Annotated in this window: 23 protein-coding genes and 1 pseudogene; 15 read left to right on the forward strand and 9 right to left on the reverse strand. The window is 62.7% G+C overall.

Annotated features, from left to right (window positions below; all coding sequences use genetic code 11):
* The 5 genes and pseudogenes from NKH12_RS04845 to NKH12_RS04860 all read left to right on the forward strand — a co-directional run.
* Positions 1–1,006 (forward strand): phosphoglycerate kinase (locus tag NKH12_RS04845; protein WP_352952082.1); only part of this gene is annotated, 1,006 nt, incomplete at its 5' end.
* A gap of 139 nt (positions 1,007–1,145) precedes the next feature.
* Positions 1,146–2,171 (forward strand): class I fructose-bisphosphate aldolase, encoded by a 1,026-nt coding sequence (locus NKH12_RS04850; protein ID WP_352952083.1) that lies wholly within the window; start codon positions 1,146–1,148, stop codon positions 2,169–2,171.
* 133 nt (positions 2,172–2,304) lie between these two features.
* Positions 2,305–2,478 (forward strand): annotated as a pseudogene (locus NKH12_RS30550) (DUF899 family protein); the annotation flags it as partial.
* Complete coding sequence (locus NKH12_RS30555) at positions 2,450–2,608, forward strand: DUF899 family protein (RefSeq protein WP_502910756.1); 159 nt, start codon at positions 2,450–2,452, stop codon at positions 2,606–2,608. The pseudogene NKH12_RS30550 and the gene NKH12_RS30555, both read left to right, overlap by 29 nt.
* A gap of 83 nt (positions 2,609–2,691) precedes the next feature.
* Entirely contained in the window at positions 2,692–3,423 is a 732-nt protein-coding gene (locus NKH12_RS04860) for an SGNH/GDSL hydrolase family protein (RefSeq protein WP_352952084.1), read from the forward strand.
* Positions 3,424–3,538: 115 nt separating this feature from the next.
* Here the strand turns inward: NKH12_RS04860 and NKH12_RS04865 are convergent, their stop codons facing one another.
* Both NKH12_RS04865 and NKH12_RS04870 read right to left on the reverse strand, forming a co-directional pair.
* The gene (locus tag NKH12_RS04865; protein ID WP_352952187.1) at positions 3,539–3,769 is read right to left on the reverse strand and encodes a hypothetical protein; all 231 of its coding nucleotides are present in this window, start codon (positions 3,767–3,769) and stop codon (positions 3,539–3,541) included.
* 62 nt (positions 3,770–3,831) lie between these two features.
* Entirely contained in the window at positions 3,832–4,782 is a 951-nt protein-coding gene (locus NKH12_RS04870) for a ring-cleaving dioxygenase (protein ID WP_352952085.1), read from the reverse strand.
* Between the two features lie 267 nt (positions 4,783–5,049).
* Here NKH12_RS04870 and NKH12_RS04875 point away from each other — a divergent pair, with 267 nt between their 5' ends.
* The 5 genes from NKH12_RS04875 to NKH12_RS04895 all read left to right on the forward strand — a co-directional run bounded on the left by NKH12_RS04875 (position 5,050) and on the right by NKH12_RS04895 (position 7,545).
* A complete protein-coding gene (locus tag NKH12_RS04875; protein WP_082982284.1) occupies positions 5,050–5,217 on the forward strand; it encodes a hypothetical protein in 168 nt (55 codons plus the stop codon).
* A gap of 85 nt (positions 5,218–5,302) precedes the next feature.
* Complete coding sequence (locus NKH12_RS04880) at positions 5,303–5,905, forward strand: DJ-1/PfpI family protein (protein WP_352952086.1); 603 nt, start codon at positions 5,303–5,305, stop codon at positions 5,903–5,905.
* A gap of 53 nt (positions 5,906–5,958) precedes the next feature.
* Positions 5,959–6,324, forward strand: a complete 366-nt coding sequence (locus NKH12_RS04885) for a VOC family protein (RefSeq protein ID WP_352952087.1) — start codon at positions 5,959–5,961, stop codon at positions 6,322–6,324.
* A 17-nt stretch (positions 6,325–6,341) separates the two neighbouring features.
* A complete protein-coding gene (locus NKH12_RS04890; RefSeq protein WP_352952088.1) occupies positions 6,342–6,752 on the forward strand; it encodes a hypothetical protein in 411 nt (136 codons plus the stop codon).
* Between the two features lie 73 nt (positions 6,753–6,825).
* Positions 6,826–7,545, forward strand: a complete 720-nt coding sequence (locus NKH12_RS04895) for a helix-turn-helix transcriptional regulator (protein ID WP_095487267.1) — start codon at positions 6,826–6,828, stop codon at positions 7,543–7,545.
* A gap of 175 nt (positions 7,546–7,720) precedes the next feature.
* Here NKH12_RS04895 and NKH12_RS04900 read toward each other — a convergent pair whose 3' ends face one another.
* The 3 genes from NKH12_RS04900 to NKH12_RS04910 all read right to left on the reverse strand — a co-directional run bounded on the left by NKH12_RS04900 (position 7,721) and on the right by NKH12_RS04910 (position 10,206).
* Entirely contained in the window at positions 7,721–8,416 is a 696-nt protein-coding gene (locus NKH12_RS04900; RefSeq protein WP_352952089.1) for a DUF1013 domain-containing protein, read from the reverse strand.
* 503 nt (positions 8,417–8,919) lie between these two features.
* Entirely contained in the window at positions 8,920–9,060 is a 141-nt protein-coding gene (locus tag NKH12_RS04905) for a DUF1127 domain-containing protein (RefSeq protein ID WP_352952090.1), read from the reverse strand.
* A 132-nt stretch (positions 9,061–9,192) separates the two neighbouring features.
* Positions 9,193–10,206, reverse strand: coding sequence for an NAD(P)H-quinone oxidoreductase (locus tag NKH12_RS04910; protein ID WP_352952091.1), 1,014 nt, complete (start codon positions 10,204–10,206; stop codon positions 9,193–9,195).
* A 192-nt stretch (positions 10,207–10,398) separates the two neighbouring features.
* Here NKH12_RS04910 and NKH12_RS04915 point away from each other — a divergent pair, with 192 nt between their 5' ends.
* The 3 genes from NKH12_RS04915 (at position 10,399) to NKH12_RS04925 (ending at position 12,243) form a co-directional block, all read left to right on the forward strand.
* A complete protein-coding gene (locus NKH12_RS04915) occupies positions 10,399–10,593 on the forward strand; it encodes a DUF1192 domain-containing protein (RefSeq protein ID WP_292512196.1) in 195 nt (64 codons plus the stop codon).
* 83 nt (positions 10,594–10,676) lie between these two features.
* Positions 10,677–11,924, forward strand: a complete 1,248-nt coding sequence (locus NKH12_RS04920; protein WP_352952092.1) for an MFS transporter — start codon at positions 10,677–10,679, stop codon at positions 11,922–11,924.
* Between the two features lie 31 nt (positions 11,925–11,955).
* Positions 11,956–12,243 carry an ArsR/SmtB family transcription factor gene (locus NKH12_RS04925; protein WP_352952093.1) on the forward strand — a complete coding sequence of 96 codons (288 nt, stop codon included), beginning with the start codon at positions 11,956–11,958 and terminating at the stop codon, positions 12,241–12,243.
* Positions 12,244–12,392: 149 nt separating this feature from the next.
* Here NKH12_RS04925 and NKH12_RS04930 read toward each other — a convergent pair whose 3' ends face one another.
* The gene (locus NKH12_RS04930) at positions 12,393–13,244 is read right to left on the reverse strand and encodes an alpha/beta fold hydrolase (protein WP_352952094.1); all 852 of its coding nucleotides are present in this window, start codon (positions 13,242–13,244) and stop codon (positions 12,393–12,395) included.
* A gap of 97 nt (positions 13,245–13,341) precedes the next feature.
* Between NKH12_RS04930 and NKH12_RS04935 the strand changes: the two genes are divergently transcribed.
* On the forward strand, positions 13,342–13,869 hold the full coding sequence (locus NKH12_RS04935; protein ID WP_352952095.1) for a winged helix-turn-helix transcriptional regulator: 528 nt from the start codon (positions 13,342–13,344) through the stop codon (positions 13,867–13,869).
* A 66-nt stretch (positions 13,870–13,935) separates the two neighbouring features.
* Entirely contained in the window at positions 13,936–14,181 is a 246-nt protein-coding gene (locus NKH12_RS04940) for a hypothetical protein (RefSeq protein ID WP_352952096.1), read from the forward strand.
* Between the two features lie 176 nt (positions 14,182–14,357).
* On the opposite strand, the gene NKH12_RS04945 is transcribed toward NKH12_RS04940, so the two are convergent.
* From NKH12_RS04945 to NKH12_RS04955, 3 genes are all read right to left on the reverse strand, one after another.
* The gene (locus tag NKH12_RS04945; protein WP_352952097.1) at positions 14,358–14,759 is read right to left on the reverse strand and encodes a hypothetical protein; all 402 of its coding nucleotides are present in this window, start codon (positions 14,757–14,759) and stop codon (positions 14,358–14,360) included.
* A gap of 245 nt (positions 14,760–15,004) precedes the next feature.
* Positions 15,005–15,187 carry a 50S ribosomal protein L32 gene (rpmF, locus tag NKH12_RS04950; protein WP_006203806.1) on the reverse strand — a complete coding sequence of 61 codons (183 nt, stop codon included), beginning with the start codon at positions 15,185–15,187 and terminating at the stop codon, positions 15,005–15,007.
* Positions 15,188–15,326: 139 nt separating this feature from the next.
* A complete protein-coding gene (locus tag NKH12_RS04955; RefSeq protein ID WP_352952098.1) occupies positions 15,327–16,097 on the reverse strand; it encodes a biosynthetic peptidoglycan transglycosylase in 771 nt (256 codons plus the stop codon).
* Between the last annotated feature and the right edge of the window lie 59 nt (positions 16,098–16,156).

A 16,156-nucleotide genomic window follows, 5' to 3' on the forward strand; every position in this document is an offset into this window, starting at 1 on the left:
GCCCAAGGATGGACCCTCGCCCGAATTCTCGCTTGAGCCGATCGCTAAGGCGGCCGCGGAGGTGCTTGGCCGCCCTGTCGGCTTCGCGCCGGATTGCATCGGCGACGCAGCGGCGAGCGCCGTCGCCGCCATGAACAACGGCGACGTGCTGCTGCTCGAAAACACCCGCTTCTACAAGGGCGAGGAGAAGAACGACGCGGCCTTCACCGAAAAGCTCGCCGCCAATGGCGACATCTTCGTCAACGACGCCTTTTCCGCCGCCCACCGTGCCCATTCGTCGACGGAAGGTCTTGCGCACCTGCTGCCGGCCTTCGCCGGCCGTACCATGCAGGCCGAACTCGACGCGCTGGAAAAGGGCCTCGGCAATCCCGCCCGCCCTGTCGTTGCCATCGTCGGCGGCGCCAAGGTGTCGAGCAAAATCGACCTCCTGATGAATTTGGTGAAGAAGGTCGACGCGCTGGTCATCGGCGGCGGTATGGCCAACACATTCCTCGCCGCCCGCGGCACCGATGTCGGAAAATCGCTGTGCGAGCATGATCTCGCCAACACCGCCAAGCAGATCATGATCGAGGCGGCCGAAGCCGGCTGCGCCGTCATCCTGCCGGTCGACGGTGTCGTCGCCAGGGAATTCAAGGCGGCCGCCGCCAGCGAAACCGTCGCCATATCAGAGGTGCCGGCCGACGCTATGATCCTCGATGTCGGCGAAAAGACGGTGAAGACCGTTGCCGACTGGATCGACCGCGCCGCGACGCTGGTCTGGAACGGTCCGCTTGGCGCCTTCGAGATCGAGCCGTTCGATCGGGCGACGGTGGCGGCAGCCAAGCACGCCGCGGCGCGCACCAAGGCCGGCAAATTGATCTCGGTCGCCGGCGGCGGCGACACGGTGGCAGCACTCAACCATGCCGGCGTCGCCGACGACTTCACCTATGTTTCGACTGCCGGCGGCGCCTTCCTGGAGTGGATGGAGGGCAAGCCGCTGCCCGGTGTCGATGTGCTGAAGCGCTGAGGCCCTGAGGCGGACAGTCAAACGAGGGGCGTTTGAGCGTTTCAATCGATTCGAGCTTTCCCGCTCGGAATGGTTCGACTTGAACCTGCCTTGCTCTAGTGATCTGCTAGCTTGAACAACCGTTTCAGGAGGATGCACAATGAGCGAACGTCTTGAGGACATTGCCGCCGCGATGGTGGCCGACGGCAAGGGTCTTTTGGCCGCCGACGAAAGCTCCGGCACCATCAAAAAGCGCTTCGACGTGATCGGCGTCGAATCGACCGCCGACAGCCGCCGCGACTATCGCGAGATGATGTTCCGCGCCAAGGTGGCTATGACCAGATACATCTCCGGCGTCATCCTCTATGACGAGACCATCCGGCAGAACGCCGCCGACGGCACGCCGCTGGTCGACATCATCAAGGCGACCGGCGCCATCCCAGGCATCAAGGTCGATGCCGGCGCCAAGCCTCTCGCCGGGTACCCTGGCGACACCATCACCGAAGGCCTCGACGGCCTGCGCGAGCGGCTCGCCAACTATTACAAGCTCGGCGCCCGTTTCGCCAAATGGCGTGCGGTGATCGACATCGACGTCGCCAAGGGCGTGCCTTCCGCCACGTCGATCGGTTCGAATGCGCATGCACTCGCCCGCTATGCGGCGCTTTGCCAGGAGGCCGGCATCGTGCCGATCGTCGAGCCGGAGGTGCTGATGGACGGCGCCCACGACATCGGCACCTGCTACGAGATCAGCAAGGCAACGCTGACGAAACTCTACACCGAGCTCTACGCGGCCCGCGTCGTCCTCGAAGGCACCATCCTGAAGCCGAACATGGTTCTGGCCGGCAAGAAGTCGGGCAAGCCCAGCAGCCCCGAGGAAGTCGCCGAAAAGACCATAAAACTGTTCCGCGAAACTGTGCCGGCCGCGATTGGGGGCATCGCCTTTCTCTCCGGCGGGCAATCGGACGAGGAGGCGACCGCCAACCTCAATGCCATCAATGCCATCGGCCCGCATCCATGGAAATTGACTTTCTCCTACGGCCGCGCCTTGCAGGCGGCGCCACAGAAGGCGTGGAGCGGCAAGGCGGCCAACGTCGCCGCTGCCCAGGCCGCCTTTGCCCACCGCGCCCACATGAATCATCTGGCCGCGCTTGGAAAATGGCAGCCGGAGCTGGAACAGGCCGCCTGACCGGTTTTTTCTACCTTCGTCCGAACCCGGGCCATATGGCCTGGGTTCGATCTGCTCCAAAATGCTCCAGAAAAACGCGACGGCCCTGTCGGCTTGCGTTGAGCCTACACGTCCTTGAACGAGGAGCAGGCTGATGCCAAACAACAAGATCGTTTCACGGGAAGACTGGTTCCAGGCGCACAAGGCGCATCTGGCGCGCGAGAAGGAATTGACGCGATTTCGCGACAGCATCGCCGCCGAACGGCGGGAATTGCCTTGGATGAAGGTCCGGAAGGACTATGTCTTCGAGGCCAAACAAGGGCGGCGCTTATCACTATCTCGACCTGACGCCGAAGGGCCGCAACGAGACCGGTCCCCACCACAGCCTGATGGATTGGGTGCGGCTGCACGACGAATATGCACACAGGCCCGAGATGCAGGACGCCTGTTGCTATTGACGACGGGCAGTCGACGCAAGGTCTTTCGCCTTTAGGCCGATATGCGCTAAGTGCTGCTCGCCATGCCCTTTAATGGACTTGCGATGCAGCGCTTTCTTGCCCTCCTCACCTGGCTCGCCTTTCCGGTCTATGTCTGGCAGGGGCTCGGCGTGCGCCGCCGCACCACCCGCATGCTGCCGGCGCAAGGTCCGGTCATGCACGAGATATCAGGCCAGGCGCCGGCGCTCTCGCTCCTGATGCTTGGCGATTCTTCCGCCGCCTCAGTCGGCATCGGCAATTCCGAGTACGGGCTGGCCGCGCAACTGGCCGAGCTGATCTCGAAACGCACTGGCCGTGCGGTGCGCTGGCGGGCAGCCGGCTTTAACTCGGCGACCTCAGGCCAGATCCGCGACTACGTGCTGCCCAATCTGTCGGCTGATCCTTGGACGCATATCGTGCTCGCCATCGGCACCAACGACACTAAGAACTTTCACTCGGTGCCACGCTTCAAGAGCGATTTTGGCGGCCTGCTCTACGCGCTGCGCGCCAAATGGCCTGAGGCGCGCGTGGTGTGGTCGCCGGTGCTGGAATTCACCCGGGCGCCGGCAATGCCGCCGCTGCTGGGAAAGATCCTGGAGATCCGCGCCGCCGAGATGAATCGGATGGGCGAGCGCCTCTGCCTCGAACGAGGCGCGGTGCCGGCGCCGCGCCTGCCGATCACCGATGCCGAAGCCGGTTTTGCCTCCGACGGATTTCATGCCTCGGAAGCCGGCTACCGGGCCTGGGCGGAACATCTGGTCGACCTGGTACTGGCCAACGAACCACGCCTCGCGTAGCGGCCGCCAGCCCTAATGCATGTCGCGCAGAAGTGTGCAGCGGTTTTGCGAAAACGACATGCATAAACCAACAACCTAAAGCGCGTCGCGTGAGGTCGGTCGAACGCGACGCGCTTTAGGTCCAATGCCCCAGCGCCGCTGTTATCGAAATTGCCGCCATCGCCAGCACCGCCAGCTTCCAGAAGTCGCTGCGCCGCTTCAGCCCCGGCCAGCCGAGCGGCTTGATCAGCTGGATGGCCATCATGGCAATGATAACGAGCGCGAGGAGTTTCGACATGCCGCTTTTGACTAGCGCATCGGCCCGAAAATCGAAATCGATTTCGGAAAGCACGATGCGTAGATTCAAAGGACGCTCCAGCATCGCGGTGGGCTGTTAATCGCTCCTTTCGTTCGCTCCCGATAGAGTTGCTATAGCGGCTTGAGGCCGGCCTCGATCGCAGCCCGGTTCGGTTCGAGGAACGGTGGCAAGGCCAGCCTTTCGCCCAGCGTTTCCAGCGGCTCGTCGGCCGTGAACCCGGGGCCGTCGGTGGCAATCTCGAACAGTATACCGTTCGGCTCGCGGAAATAGAGCGAACGGAAGTAGTACCGTTCGACCTCACCGCTCGACGGCAGGCGGAATTCGGCCAGTCGCGCCGTCCATTGGTGCAAGGTCTCCTGGTCCGGCGCCCTGAACGCCACGTGGTGGACCGCCCCAGCGCCTTGCCGTGCCGGCGCAAGGCCCGGCTGGACCGTGACATGAAGTTCCGCCGATGGCCCGCCTTCGCCCATTTCGAAGACATGAACCTGACCCTGACCATCCGGCGAGGCATAGCCCCGCGCCGTGCGCATGTTCATCACCCTGGTCAGCACGGCTTCGGTGTTGGTGATGTCGGGAACGCTGATGACGATAGGACCGAGCCCGCGTATCTGGTGCTCGACTGGGACTGGGCTTTGAACCCAGGGATGACTGTCGCCCTTGCCGCCATCGCTGACGAGACGCAGGCGCTGGCCTTCTGGGTCTTCGAAATCCAGCGACGGGTAGCCGCCAACATCGCCGATCTCTCCCGTCGCGACGGTCTCGCCGGCCAGGCGCTCCTTCCACCAGGCAAGGCTTTCGGGGCTGGCGACCCTCAGGCTGGTCCGCACGATGCTGTTGGTGCCGCGCCGTTCGCGTCCGACCGGCCAATCGAAGAAGGTAAGATCGGTGCCAGGCGTCGCCTCGGCGTCGGCATAGAACAGGTGATAGGCTGACGTGTCGTCCTGATTGACCGTCTTCTTGACCAGCCGCAGCCCCAAAGTGCCGGTGTAGAAACGAAGGTTTCCCGGCGCATTCGCGGTGATAGCGGTTAGATGGTGGATTCCCGTCAGTTGCAGGCCCATGGTCGTCTCCCTGATCTCTGGAAAATTTTCTCCTTCAATATCAGAACGCCGACCCTACCGCAGAAGGATGCGAATTCCGACAGTCCGTCGCTGCAAGCTAAACGATCTCAACTCTGACAGGGACATGCGACGAACAGGCCGGCGTGCCTCGCACCGGCGAGACCCGCAAGACAACCGGCAGCATCATTAAGGCCATCAAGCCTCCTGACAGACTGCTGTCAGGAGGGGTGTGCGATAGTGTCTCCATCGAAAGAGAGGAGACCAGCTATGAACGGTTTTACCATTCTGCGCAGCGTGCAGCACTATGTCGGCAAGATCAGGACGATGCGCAACGAGATCCGCACCCGGCGTTTCATGAACGGGTTGCCGCAGAGCATCCGCAAGGACATCGGTTGGCCGGATAATTACGAAGGCCGCCACGGCCGCGGCCATTGAGGCGATTTCTTCGCGGCAGCAGTTGGATGCGGACGCCACGGCGCCCAGATAAATAGGCCCGGCGGGCCGAAAGACGGAGCAGGAAATGTCCGAACAGAAGACCATCGGCGTCCTTTTCATCGATCGCTTCGCCGACTGGGAATACGGGCTTTTGGCGGCTTCGGCGGTCGAATGGTTCGGCGCACGCGCGGTGTCGCTGACGCCGAACGGCAAGCCGGTGACCTCAGCCAGCGGGTTTATGCTGACGCCCGACCGTTCCACCGAGGTTGATGAAAACACCGATCTCGACGCTGTGGCGGTCATCGGCTCCGACCAGTGGGTCGATGCCCCGCCGGACGTCACAGGACTGCTGACGGCAATTGCGGCGCGCGGCGGTGTGGTCGGCGGCATTTGCGCCGGCACCTTGGCACTGGCACGTGCCGGCTTGTTCGACAAGGCCAAACACACCAGCAATGGTCGTGACTGGATCAACGAAAAGGAACCGGGTTACCCGGGCGCCCAGAACTATCAGGACGTGCCCTATGCGGTCGCCGACGGCCGCATCGTGTCTGCGCCGGGTTCGGCACCCGGCACCTTCGCTCTTGCCTATTTGAAGACGCTCTATCCCCAGAGAAGCAGCGACCTCGCTGAGATGCGTACGCTGTTCGCCAAGGAGTATGCCGAAGGGGAATATGCTGAAGCCTCCTGACAGTATGGTGTCAGGAGCGGCGTGCAATAGTGCGACAGCATCAGGAGACAGACATGGCATTCATCCCTGCAAAAGCCTCGGCATGGTTCGAGATCCCCGTCACCGACATGGATCGCACGCGCGCCTTCTATGGGTCGGTGCTCCAGAACGATCTCATTCTGGAGGAGAGCGGCCCGAACCCGATTGCCATGTTCGCCGCCCAGGACCGAACGGCCTCCGGGCACATCTACCCCGGGAAACCCGCGGCATCGGGAACCGGCCCGACCATCCATCTGTCGGTCGCCGCACCGATCGAGGACGCCATGGAACGGGTGAGGCAGAACGGCGGTCAGGTCGTCTCGCCGGCGATCTCCATCCCGGCCGGCACATTCGCCTATTGCCTCGATCCCGACGGCAACAGTTTCGGCCTTTTCGTTTAGAGGTGGAAGCAACCGGAATGGTGAAAAGCTGGAACGACAGGCTGAACACGCCAGGCATCAACGGTATCAAGCCGACGCCGCGCACTGTTGGCGACGTCGTCGAGGGCCAGCCGATGCTGGTGCCTACGGCCCGGCAGGTCGATAATTTCATCCGCTCCATCCCAAAGGGCGTGGCCATGGATGTCCGCGCGTTGCGCACCGCGCTCGCCATCGAGCACGGTGCCGAAGTGACATGTCCGGTCACTATCGGCTATCATCTGCGCACTGTCGCCGAGGCCGCCAACGAGGATCTGAAGAGCGGCATGACGCTGAGCGACATCGCGCCGTTCTGGCGGGTGCTGGATGCAAAGACGCCGACAACAGGGAAATTGTCCTTCGGCGCGGCATTCGTCGCCGCGCAGCGCAAGCGCGAAGGGCTCGAACTATAATGCATGTCGCCCAAAAGTGGGAACCGGTTTTGGGACAACGACATGCATAAAAACAACATCGAGGGACGATACGATGCGTCGCGCCGACAGGCTCTTCCAGATCGTGCAGCATTTGCGCGGTGGCCGGCTGGTCACCGCCCAGAAGCTGGGCACATGGCTCGAGGTTTCCGAGCGAACAATATACCGCGACATCGCCGACCTGCAGTCGACTGGCGTGCCGATCGACGGCGAGGCCGGCGTCGGCTACATGATGAGGGAGGGTTTCGACCTTCCGCCGCTGATGTTCACGCGTGACGAGATCGTCGCGCTGGTCGCCGGCGCCCGCATGGTGCGCGCGTTTGGCGGCGCTGCCATGGCGCGGGCCGCCGACGAGGCGCTGGTCAAGATCGGCGCCGTGCTGCCCGATGCTGAAAAGGACCGCATCGCCCGCACCGAGATCCACACGCCGATGTGGGTGGTGAGCGACGCCGCCCGCGAAGCAATCGACCTGATCGAGCGCGCGGTGGAAAAACGCCAGGTGCTGACCATCGACTACTCCGACGAAGCAGGTCGCAGCACCGCGCGCGACATCAGACCATTGGGCCTGTGGTTCTGGGGCAAGGTGTGGACGCTGGTCGCCTGGTGCGAGATGCGCGACGATTTTCGCGCTTTCCGCATTGACCGCATCGCTTCGGTTGTCATCGCCGGCCGCGTCTTCAAGCCGGAGCGCGGCAAGCAGCTCGCCGATTTCTATCGTGCGGTGGAGCGCAGCGAGGATTACGGCATGGCGCCGGACCGGGCCGCACGAACCTAGGCGCGGCGGTCCTTTCCTTCTCCCCTTGTGGGAGAAGGTGGCCGCGAAGCGGCCGGATGAGGGGTGTTCCAGGGAACGCCGACGCCTCATTTCTTCCAACACCCCTCTTCCGTCCCGGCGCTGCGCGCCGATCCACCTTCTCCCACAACAAGGGGAGAAGGAAGAGGCGCCTCATCTACTTCTCGTCGTCCGTATCCTCGTCCTTCGACTTCAACGCCGAAAGCTTGGCGAAGACGGCGTTGGCGTCGAGCTCCGCATCCTCGTCCTTCGGCTTCTCAGGCGCCGGCACCAGCCGCTCGGTCAATGCCGCCGGCAACAGGGTGTCGCCAGCTGGTTGTGCCTGTTCGCGGCCACGCGAGGCGCGATTGACTTCCATGTCGAGGTCGATCTGCGAGGCGAGACCAAGCGTCACCGGATCCATCGGCTGCAGATTGGCCGAGTTCCAGTGCTTTCTGTCGCGGATCTGATCGATCGTCGACTTGGTGGTGCCGACGAGGCGCGCGATCTGCGCGTCCTTCAGCTCGGGATGGTTGCGCACCAGCCAGAGGATGGCGTTGGGCCGGTCCTGGCGCTTCGACAGCGGCGTGTAGCGCGGACCCTTGCGCTTGGATTCCGGCACCCGCACTTTGGGGTCAGACAGCTTCAGCCGATGGTTCGGGTCCTTCTCGGCGCGTGCGATCTCGTCGCGGGTCAGCTGGCCGGTCATGATCGGGTCCATGCCCTTGATGCCTTGCGCCGACTCGCCATCGGCGATCGCCTTGACCTCAAGCGGATGCAGTCCGCAGAACTGCGCGATCTGCTCGAAGGAGAGCGCGGTGTTGTCGACCAGCCAGACGGCGGTCGCCTTGGGCATCAGCAGCGTATTGGCCATTATGAAATATCCTTCTCGTTCGCCCGCGTTCCCGCGCGGGCGGTGGGGTAAGCCACCAAAATGGGAAAATCGCTGGGTATATAACCGCTCCGTTGCCGTTTCGCAACGGTTTTGGAAGGTCCTGTCGTAAGCAGATGAGTTGTCCGGATTAGGTAGCAGATGAGTTGTCCGGTTTTATCACCAGCGAACGGAGGCTGGGGATGAAGCGGGCAGCATGGCTACAGGAACGGAGAATGCAGAAGTTTGTGGGAGTGTTGCGCCGCTGGGGGCGTGGAGCTTTTTGCAGCATCTTGCCGGCGCCTTCGTGGCACCGATCGATCATCGCAGCTGCTGCTACAGGGACTTCAAAACGACAAAACCCGCCGGACAGGGTCCAGCGGGCTCGGAACCCGCGACGGGAAACCCCGTCTGCTGCGGCTCTGGCTTCTAAAGCATGATCTCGGACCGAAGCACCACGTCGCGAAAAAGCGGCTTGATGCTTTCGGGCGATATCACGCTCGAGATCAAAACGCCTTGCGGGCGATCCTCTCGATGTCACCACGGTTGATGCCGAGGTCGTTGAGCTGACGGGCGTTCAGGCGGTTCAGTTCGCGCACGGTTTCATTGTACATGCGCCAGTTACGGAAAGCACGGATCGGGTTCATGGTAGTCCTCCATCGTTTCGATGCCGCTCAAATAGGCATCGTTGATGAAAAGTTGAACAGACGCTTTTGCATGGCCGCAATGCGTTTGTTGCATTGCACAATTAAGCCTTTGTTCAGCTTGTTTGCCGACCGTCAGCCGACATCGAGCACGATCTTGCCAATATGCTCGCCATCCTCCATCCGCTCATGCGCCCGCCACGCTTCCTTGAGCGGGAAGATCATGTCCATGACGGGTGCTACCTTGCGGGTACCGAGCAGCGGCCACACCTGCGCCTCCAGCGCCGCGGCGATCGCCGCCTTGAATTCGACGGTGCGCGGCCGCAGCGTCGAGCCGGTGTGGGTGAGTCGCTTGACCATTATCTTCGAGAAATCGGCGCTTGCCACCGCCCCGCTCTGCGTAGCGATCTGGATGATGCGGCCTTCCACCGCCGCAGCGTCGTAGTTTCGCGCCACATAGTCGCCGCCGACCATGTCGAGGATAACGTTGGCGCCCTTGCCGCCGGTCGCGTCCTTGACCGCCGCGACGAAATCCTCCTCGCGGTAGTTGATCGCCCGGTCGGCGCCGAGCTTCAGACAGGCGTCGCACTTCTCCTGGTTGCCGGCGGTGGTGATGACATAGGCGCCGAAGGCCGAGGCGAGCTGGATCGCCGTGGTGCCGATCCCGGACGAGCCGCCATGCACGAGCAGCGTCTCGCCGCCCTTCAGGCCGCCGCGCTCGAAGACATTATGCCAGACGGTGAAGTAGTTTTCCGGTACCGCCGCCGCTTCGGTGTGGGTAAAGCCGGCGGGCAGCGGCAGCACGCTGCCGGCATGGACCTTGACGTATTCGGCATAGCCGCCGCCGGGCGTCAGCGCGCAGACCCGGTCGCCGACGCGCCAGCGCGATATCTCGTCGCCAAGAGCCGCGACTTCGCCTGACGCTTCGAGGCCCGGCAGGTCCGACGCACCGGGCGGCGGCGGATAGACGCCCTTGCGCTGCTGCACATCCGGCCGGTTGATACCGGCGGCGCGCACCCGGATCAGGATTTCGCCGGGACCGGGCACGGGCACGTCGCGCGTTTCCGGTTTCAGCACCCGCGGTCCGCCCGGTTCCGAGATCGCGATTGCCGTCATCTTCGCCGGAATTTTGTTCTGTCCGCTCGCCATGAATTTTCCCGTCTCGCTTCGCCAGTTTCTTGCCGGCCGCCGGTTTTCTCGCCGACTGTTTGCATCCATGCCCCTGCCCTATGTATGCTGATTGCCAAATCAGGCAAATGGCCACTGCAGCGCCGGCGTGCGATTGGACGCGCAAACGGCGCTGTAGCAGTTTAATTTGTTGCGCATGAGCGAGGAGCGACGATGGCGATCTTCGACGACGAACCCAAAAAGAAAGCGCGCCTGCATGAGATCGGGCAGGATCTGTCGCTGCTTTCCGTCGATGAACTGTCCGAGCGGATCGCCATCTTGCGCGACGAGATCGCCCGGCTCGAAGCCGAGCTCAAGACCAAGAGCACCACCAAATCAGCGGCCGAGGCGCTGTTCCGCCGCGAATAGTTTCCAGAGCCGAAGCGCCCGCCGCCGAAAGCTCGAATGCGACTGTCTTCAGACCCTCCCAAAATTCCAGCCGGATCAGCTAAATGTTTGCAAGCTACCGACCGATCCTCTCGCTGCTTCGCGGCACCGCTTTCCTGCTGGCGGCGACCGGACTGCACGGGCTGTTGTTGCCGCTGCGCGGCCAGTTGGAAGGTTTCTCGACCGCATCGCTCGGCCTGATGGGCACGGCCTGGGCCGGCGGCTTCGTCACCGGCTGCTTCTTTGCGCCGCGCCTCGTGCGCCGGGCCGGTCACGTACGCGCTTTCGGTGCCTTTGCGGCATCGGGAGCCATCGTCGCACTGCTCACCGGCCTGATCATCGACGAATATGTCTGGATCCTGCTGCGCGCCTTCACCGGCTTCACCATGGCCGGCGCCTTCATGGTCATCGAAAGCTGGCTGAACGAGAAGTCCGCCAACGAGAACCGCGGCGCCGTCTTTGGGCTTTACATGATGGTCACCTATGCCTCGATCATGGGCGGCCAGATGATCGTTGCCGGCGGTGACGTGAAGTCGGCCTCGCTGTTCATGATCACCGGCATCCTGTTCTGCCTGTCGCTCATTCCGACCGCAGTGTCGACGGCTTCGCATCCCAAGCCGCTGCAGGACGTCTCGCTCGACGTCAAGGGGCTCTATGTCAATTCGCCGGTGTCGGCGATCGCCTGCGTTTTGATCGGCGTCGCCAACGGCGCCTGGGGTACGCTTGGCGCGGTCTATGGCGCCCGCATCGGCATTTCCACGGCCGAGATCGCGCTGATGATGAGCCTGGTGGTCGTCGCGGGCGCCGCCATGCAACTTCCGGCCGGGCGTCTCTCCGACAAGACCGACCGCCGCTTTGTGCTGGCAGGCCTGGCCTTCGGCGCGGCGCTGTTCGCTCTCGCGCTTTTCCTGTTTGAGCCGCGCTCCGGCGTCTTCGTCATCGTCTGCACCGCCGCTTACGGCGCCTTCGCCTACACGCTCTATTCGATCGCCGTGGCTCATGCCAACGACCACGCCCGAGCGGAGGATTTCGTCAAGGTGTCCGGCGGTCTGCTGCTGCTCTATGGTTTCGGCACGATGATCGGGCCGCTGCTGGCCGCCGGCCTGATGGGCTGGATGCGGCCGGAAAGCCTGTTCCTTGCAACGGCCCTCGCGCATCTTTGCCTGGCGGGCTATACGCTGCTGCGCATCAGCCGGCGCGCACCGGTGCCGATCGAAGACCGTGACGCCTTCACGACACAACCGGCCGAGCGCTCGATCACGCCGGAAGCCTTGCGGCTCGATCCGCGCAGAAAGCCTGAAACCAACGGTTGAGATTTGGAAAACTTTGCCTCACAAATAAGGCATGATGTTTTCCGACGCCTTCATGGCGATTGCCGATCCCAACCGGCGCTATCTCTTGGAAGAGCTCCGGCGCGGCCCGAAGACCGTCAACGAACTGGCCGCCGGGTTGCCGGTCTCGCGCCCGGCTGTTTCGCAGCATCTGAAAGTGCTGCTCGACGCCGGGCTGGTCAACGCCAAGCCGGAAGGGACAAGGCGCGTCTATACGGTCAGCAGTGCCGGCTTCCTGAAGCTCAACATCTGGCTCGACCAGTTCTGGGATGCAGAGCAGCTTGGTTCCCCCGGAAGCTGAAGCTGGGCGGTATTTGCAGCATCGGGCTTAACCGTTGTCATAGGGGAAGAATAGGGCTGCGCTTCCGCGATCGCGCGGGCGACGGACGGGCGTTGCAGCAACCGGTCGTGGCAGCGTCTCACCGCCGGATATTGATCGTCGAGGGCTACTTACCTGGCTTGGCTATGAGTGACAATGGCATCAACGATCGCAGCCCAATCGTTGGGATGCAGCTCATGCCCGCCGCCTTCGATGCGGACAAGCCTCGCGCCGGCAACCGCCTCTGCGAGAGCAACGCCATGCTCGACCGGAAAGATCGGATCCGCGGTGCCGTGGATAACGAGGAGCGGGGCCTTCAATTCGTGCAGACGGCCCTTCCGGTCCTCGCCGCCCCGATCTTCGCCGCTCTTGAGCAGGAAGTGATTGGTCGCGCTCAACAACCCGCCGGATCGGTCATAATCCTGTTCGACGAACGCCCTCGTCCCCTTCTCGTCGAAGGGATGCGCGGTGCCGGCGATTGCGTGCGCGTCCTTGACGACGAAGTTGATCACCTGGTCACGGTTCGACCAGTCGACATCAGCGCCTTCGGCCGAGTGCTTCATATAGGCTTCGGTCGTGCCAGGCAGATGCGACGTGTCGATTCCTACAGGCGAAGTGCTGATCGCCGTTAGCGAGATGACTCGCGACGGATGCTTCAGCGCCACAAGCTGCGCGATCATGCCGCCCATCGACATGCCGACCACGTGCGCTTTCGCGATGCCATAGCTGTCGAGGACGCGGATGGCGTCGTCCACCATGTCGTCGAAAGTGTAAGGCGGTTCGCCCGCCGCATATTTGGTTGAACGGCCAGTATCGCGATTGTCATAGCGGATCACGAACAGGCCCTTGCCGGCCAGTTTCCGGCAGAACCCCTCCGGCCACCAGAGCATCGAAGCCATGGCACCCATGATCAGCAGCATCGGTGGGTGCGCGGGGTCGCCAAACGTCTGGGACGCGATTTCGGGTTCCGCAGCCTTCATCATGATCGCAATCTCCTCCTAAATCCGATTGCTTTTTGCAATCAGTTGCACGATAATAAAACTGATATGATGATGCAACCGGTTTCTATCGGAGAATCGCATGAGCATCGATCGCCGGTCTGGGTGCCCGATCAACCTGTCGCTTGAAGTGTTTGGCGACCGGTGGAGCCTGATCATCCTTCGCGACATGATTTTCGGCGGCAAACGCCACTTTCGCGACCTGCTCAATGGGTCGCTGGAAGGAATCGCTTCCAACATCCTCGCCGATCGGCTGAAGCGGCTGATGGAGCTCGGCATGCTGACCAGGGCCGACGATCCCACCCACAAGCAGAAGGCGATCTACAGCCTGACCGAAATGGCGATCACGCTGGTGCCGATCCTGGCGCATCTCGGCGCCTGGGGTCGCGTCTGGCTGCCTGTCAGCGAGGAGCTCTCGATCCGCGCCGAGCTTCTGGAGAAGGGCGGCCCGCCGATGTGGGAAAAGTTCATGGACGAACTGCGCCACGAACATCTGGGCACGCCCTCCGACACGCCCCCGGATGCCACCGTGCGTGCCACCCTGCAGGCCGGATATGAGGCGGTTGCCGCCCGAAAGGCGCCGGGCGCCAGGTGCGATTCCCGCGCCTGACCAACTTATTTTCCCCATTGCAGGCCGGCTCTGCTATTAAAGAAATGAAAACTATAATTTACGGGATTGGAAAAACCCTTGGTTGAGAACTCTAAGGATACTGCCCGCGCGCGAGCAGATTTGCGTTTTAAGAAGCAGGAAGAGGCAGCCACGGTTCGCCAGAAGGCGATGGCGGAATATGTGGCCGAGAGCGACGCCCGCCAGATAAAGACCAACAAACTGAAGGCGCTTCGTCTTGCCAAGGAAGCGGAAGACCTCGCCAATGCGCCGCCTGCCCCGGTGAAGAAGCCGGCGCGCGCCAAGAAAAAATAGCGCTGGTTCCCCGGGCGTGGCCCTGGAACCGGACGATCGGCGCGGTCCGTGACAATGCCGGCGCCGTCACCGGCACTGTCCGCATTCCACCGATACGTTGGATAATGATGAAACAGCCGCCATCGCCGGCATCCAAGCGGTTGGCTTCACCGCCGACCCAGGTTGCGGCCGGGCCTCTAGCCCATGTTTATGTCACGGGTGGCCGCTCGCATCGACACCGAGAAGCCGGCCAAGACGTCGACCAGTGCGATGACCATCAGCGTGAAGAAAACCGAGTGCGCCGCGCCCTTCACCAGCAGGAACTCGACCAGGAACGCCACGAAGACGAAGGTCGACAACAGGTGGTCCATGATCGAGGCGTTTCTCGTGCGCGTCGATTTCACGATTTCGACGAAGAAGAGAAGCAGCCCGATCAGCAAGATCAGATCGCCGAGCGTCATTGAGAACACTCCGCCCGACATCATGCGGATCGAGAATATTTGGCTTGCCCAGGGATCGTCGCCGCCGCCGAATATTCCCAGAAGCCCGAGATTATAGAGGACGAAGGGCACGATCAGCAGCGGGATGGCACCGAACATCAGAAGGCTCCGGTTGGACAACCTTCTCTAGTATGCGCTCGGCGTTCGCCGTCAAGAATTTTCGTATGCGACCGCGAACACGGACAAAGAACGTGCGAAATAACAGTGCCAGCCGGCCCGGCTGCCATCCGGCATGGCTGCTGGGCTGTTCGAAAATGATCCGGTGGGCGATCATCTGCGCCAAAACGGAAAAGGACCGGCGCGATGGCCGGTCCTTCGATAGGCACAAACCGTCGAAAGCGTTCTCAGCTTTCCTTCGGCTCCAGAACCTGGCGACCGCGATACATGCCGGTCTTCAGGTCGATATGGTGCGGGCGGCGCATCTCGCCGGAATTCTTGTCCTCGACATAGGTCGGGGCCTTCAATGCATCGGCCGAACGGCGCATGCCGCGCTTCGACGGAGAGGTTTTTCGTTTCGGTACGGCCATGGATATGCTCCACTACATGGTCAAAATGCCCCGGCTGCCCTCGTGAAAGGGCCGCGTCAGGGGCCGGAATCGGAGAAAGTCGCGTGCCTATACACGCCCTGCGCCGTTTTGGCCAGCGCCGCCGCGAATTTTTTTAAAGCTATCGCAGACAGCCGACATAGGCGCCGGAGCGGCCTGCGCGCCGCTCGATCAGCGAGGCCAGCCGTCTCAGCCCCGGTCCGGGCTTCGCAGGGTTGCGCGCGATTGGGTTCGGCAGGGTGACGGCAAGCAGCGCCGCCTGGCGACGGGACAATCGTTTTGCCGGAACCCCGAAATGGTGCTGGGCGGCGGCCTCGATGCCATAGATGCCCGGCCCCCATTCGGCGATATTGAGATAGATTTCCATGATGCGCCGTTTCGACATCACCATGTCGACATAGACGGCCAGCGGCAACTCGACGACCTTCCGGACCGAGCCCAGCGGCCGCGACCACAGATAGAGGTTCTTCACGGTCTGCATGGTGATGGTCGATGCGCCGCGCGTCATCTCGCCGGCCAGCGCGTCGTCGACGACGCCCCTCAACTCGCCAAGGTCGATGCCGCGATGGAAACAGAACTGCCCGTCCTCCGACATGATGACCGAATTCGCCAGCGCCGGCGCCACATCGTCGATCGAGACCCAGCGCCGGTCATAGCCGGAAAACGTCGCCAGATCCTTCAGCATCAGTGTCGATACCGGATGCACGAACGGCGGCAGATAAAGAAAGGTCAGCACCACCGGCATCAGCGCCAGCACGACGGCGACGGTGATGCCGCGCCGGACCCAGTGCCGGGGCCAACGTTTGAGACCGATGCGGTTGCCGCGTTTCGGCCTCACCATGTCCAGCCCTTCGGTTTCGTGATCGACGATCGGTTCCGCCAAGCCGCTCAATCCATGCTGCTCCCTGCCCCGGCATAATGGCGCTTGGCTTCTTGCGCAACGTCTGAGTG

The organism is Mesorhizobium sp. M1322 (assembly GCF_040318085.1).
GTDB lineage: Bacteria > Pseudomonadota > Alphaproteobacteria > Rhizobiales > Rhizobiaceae > Mesorhizobium.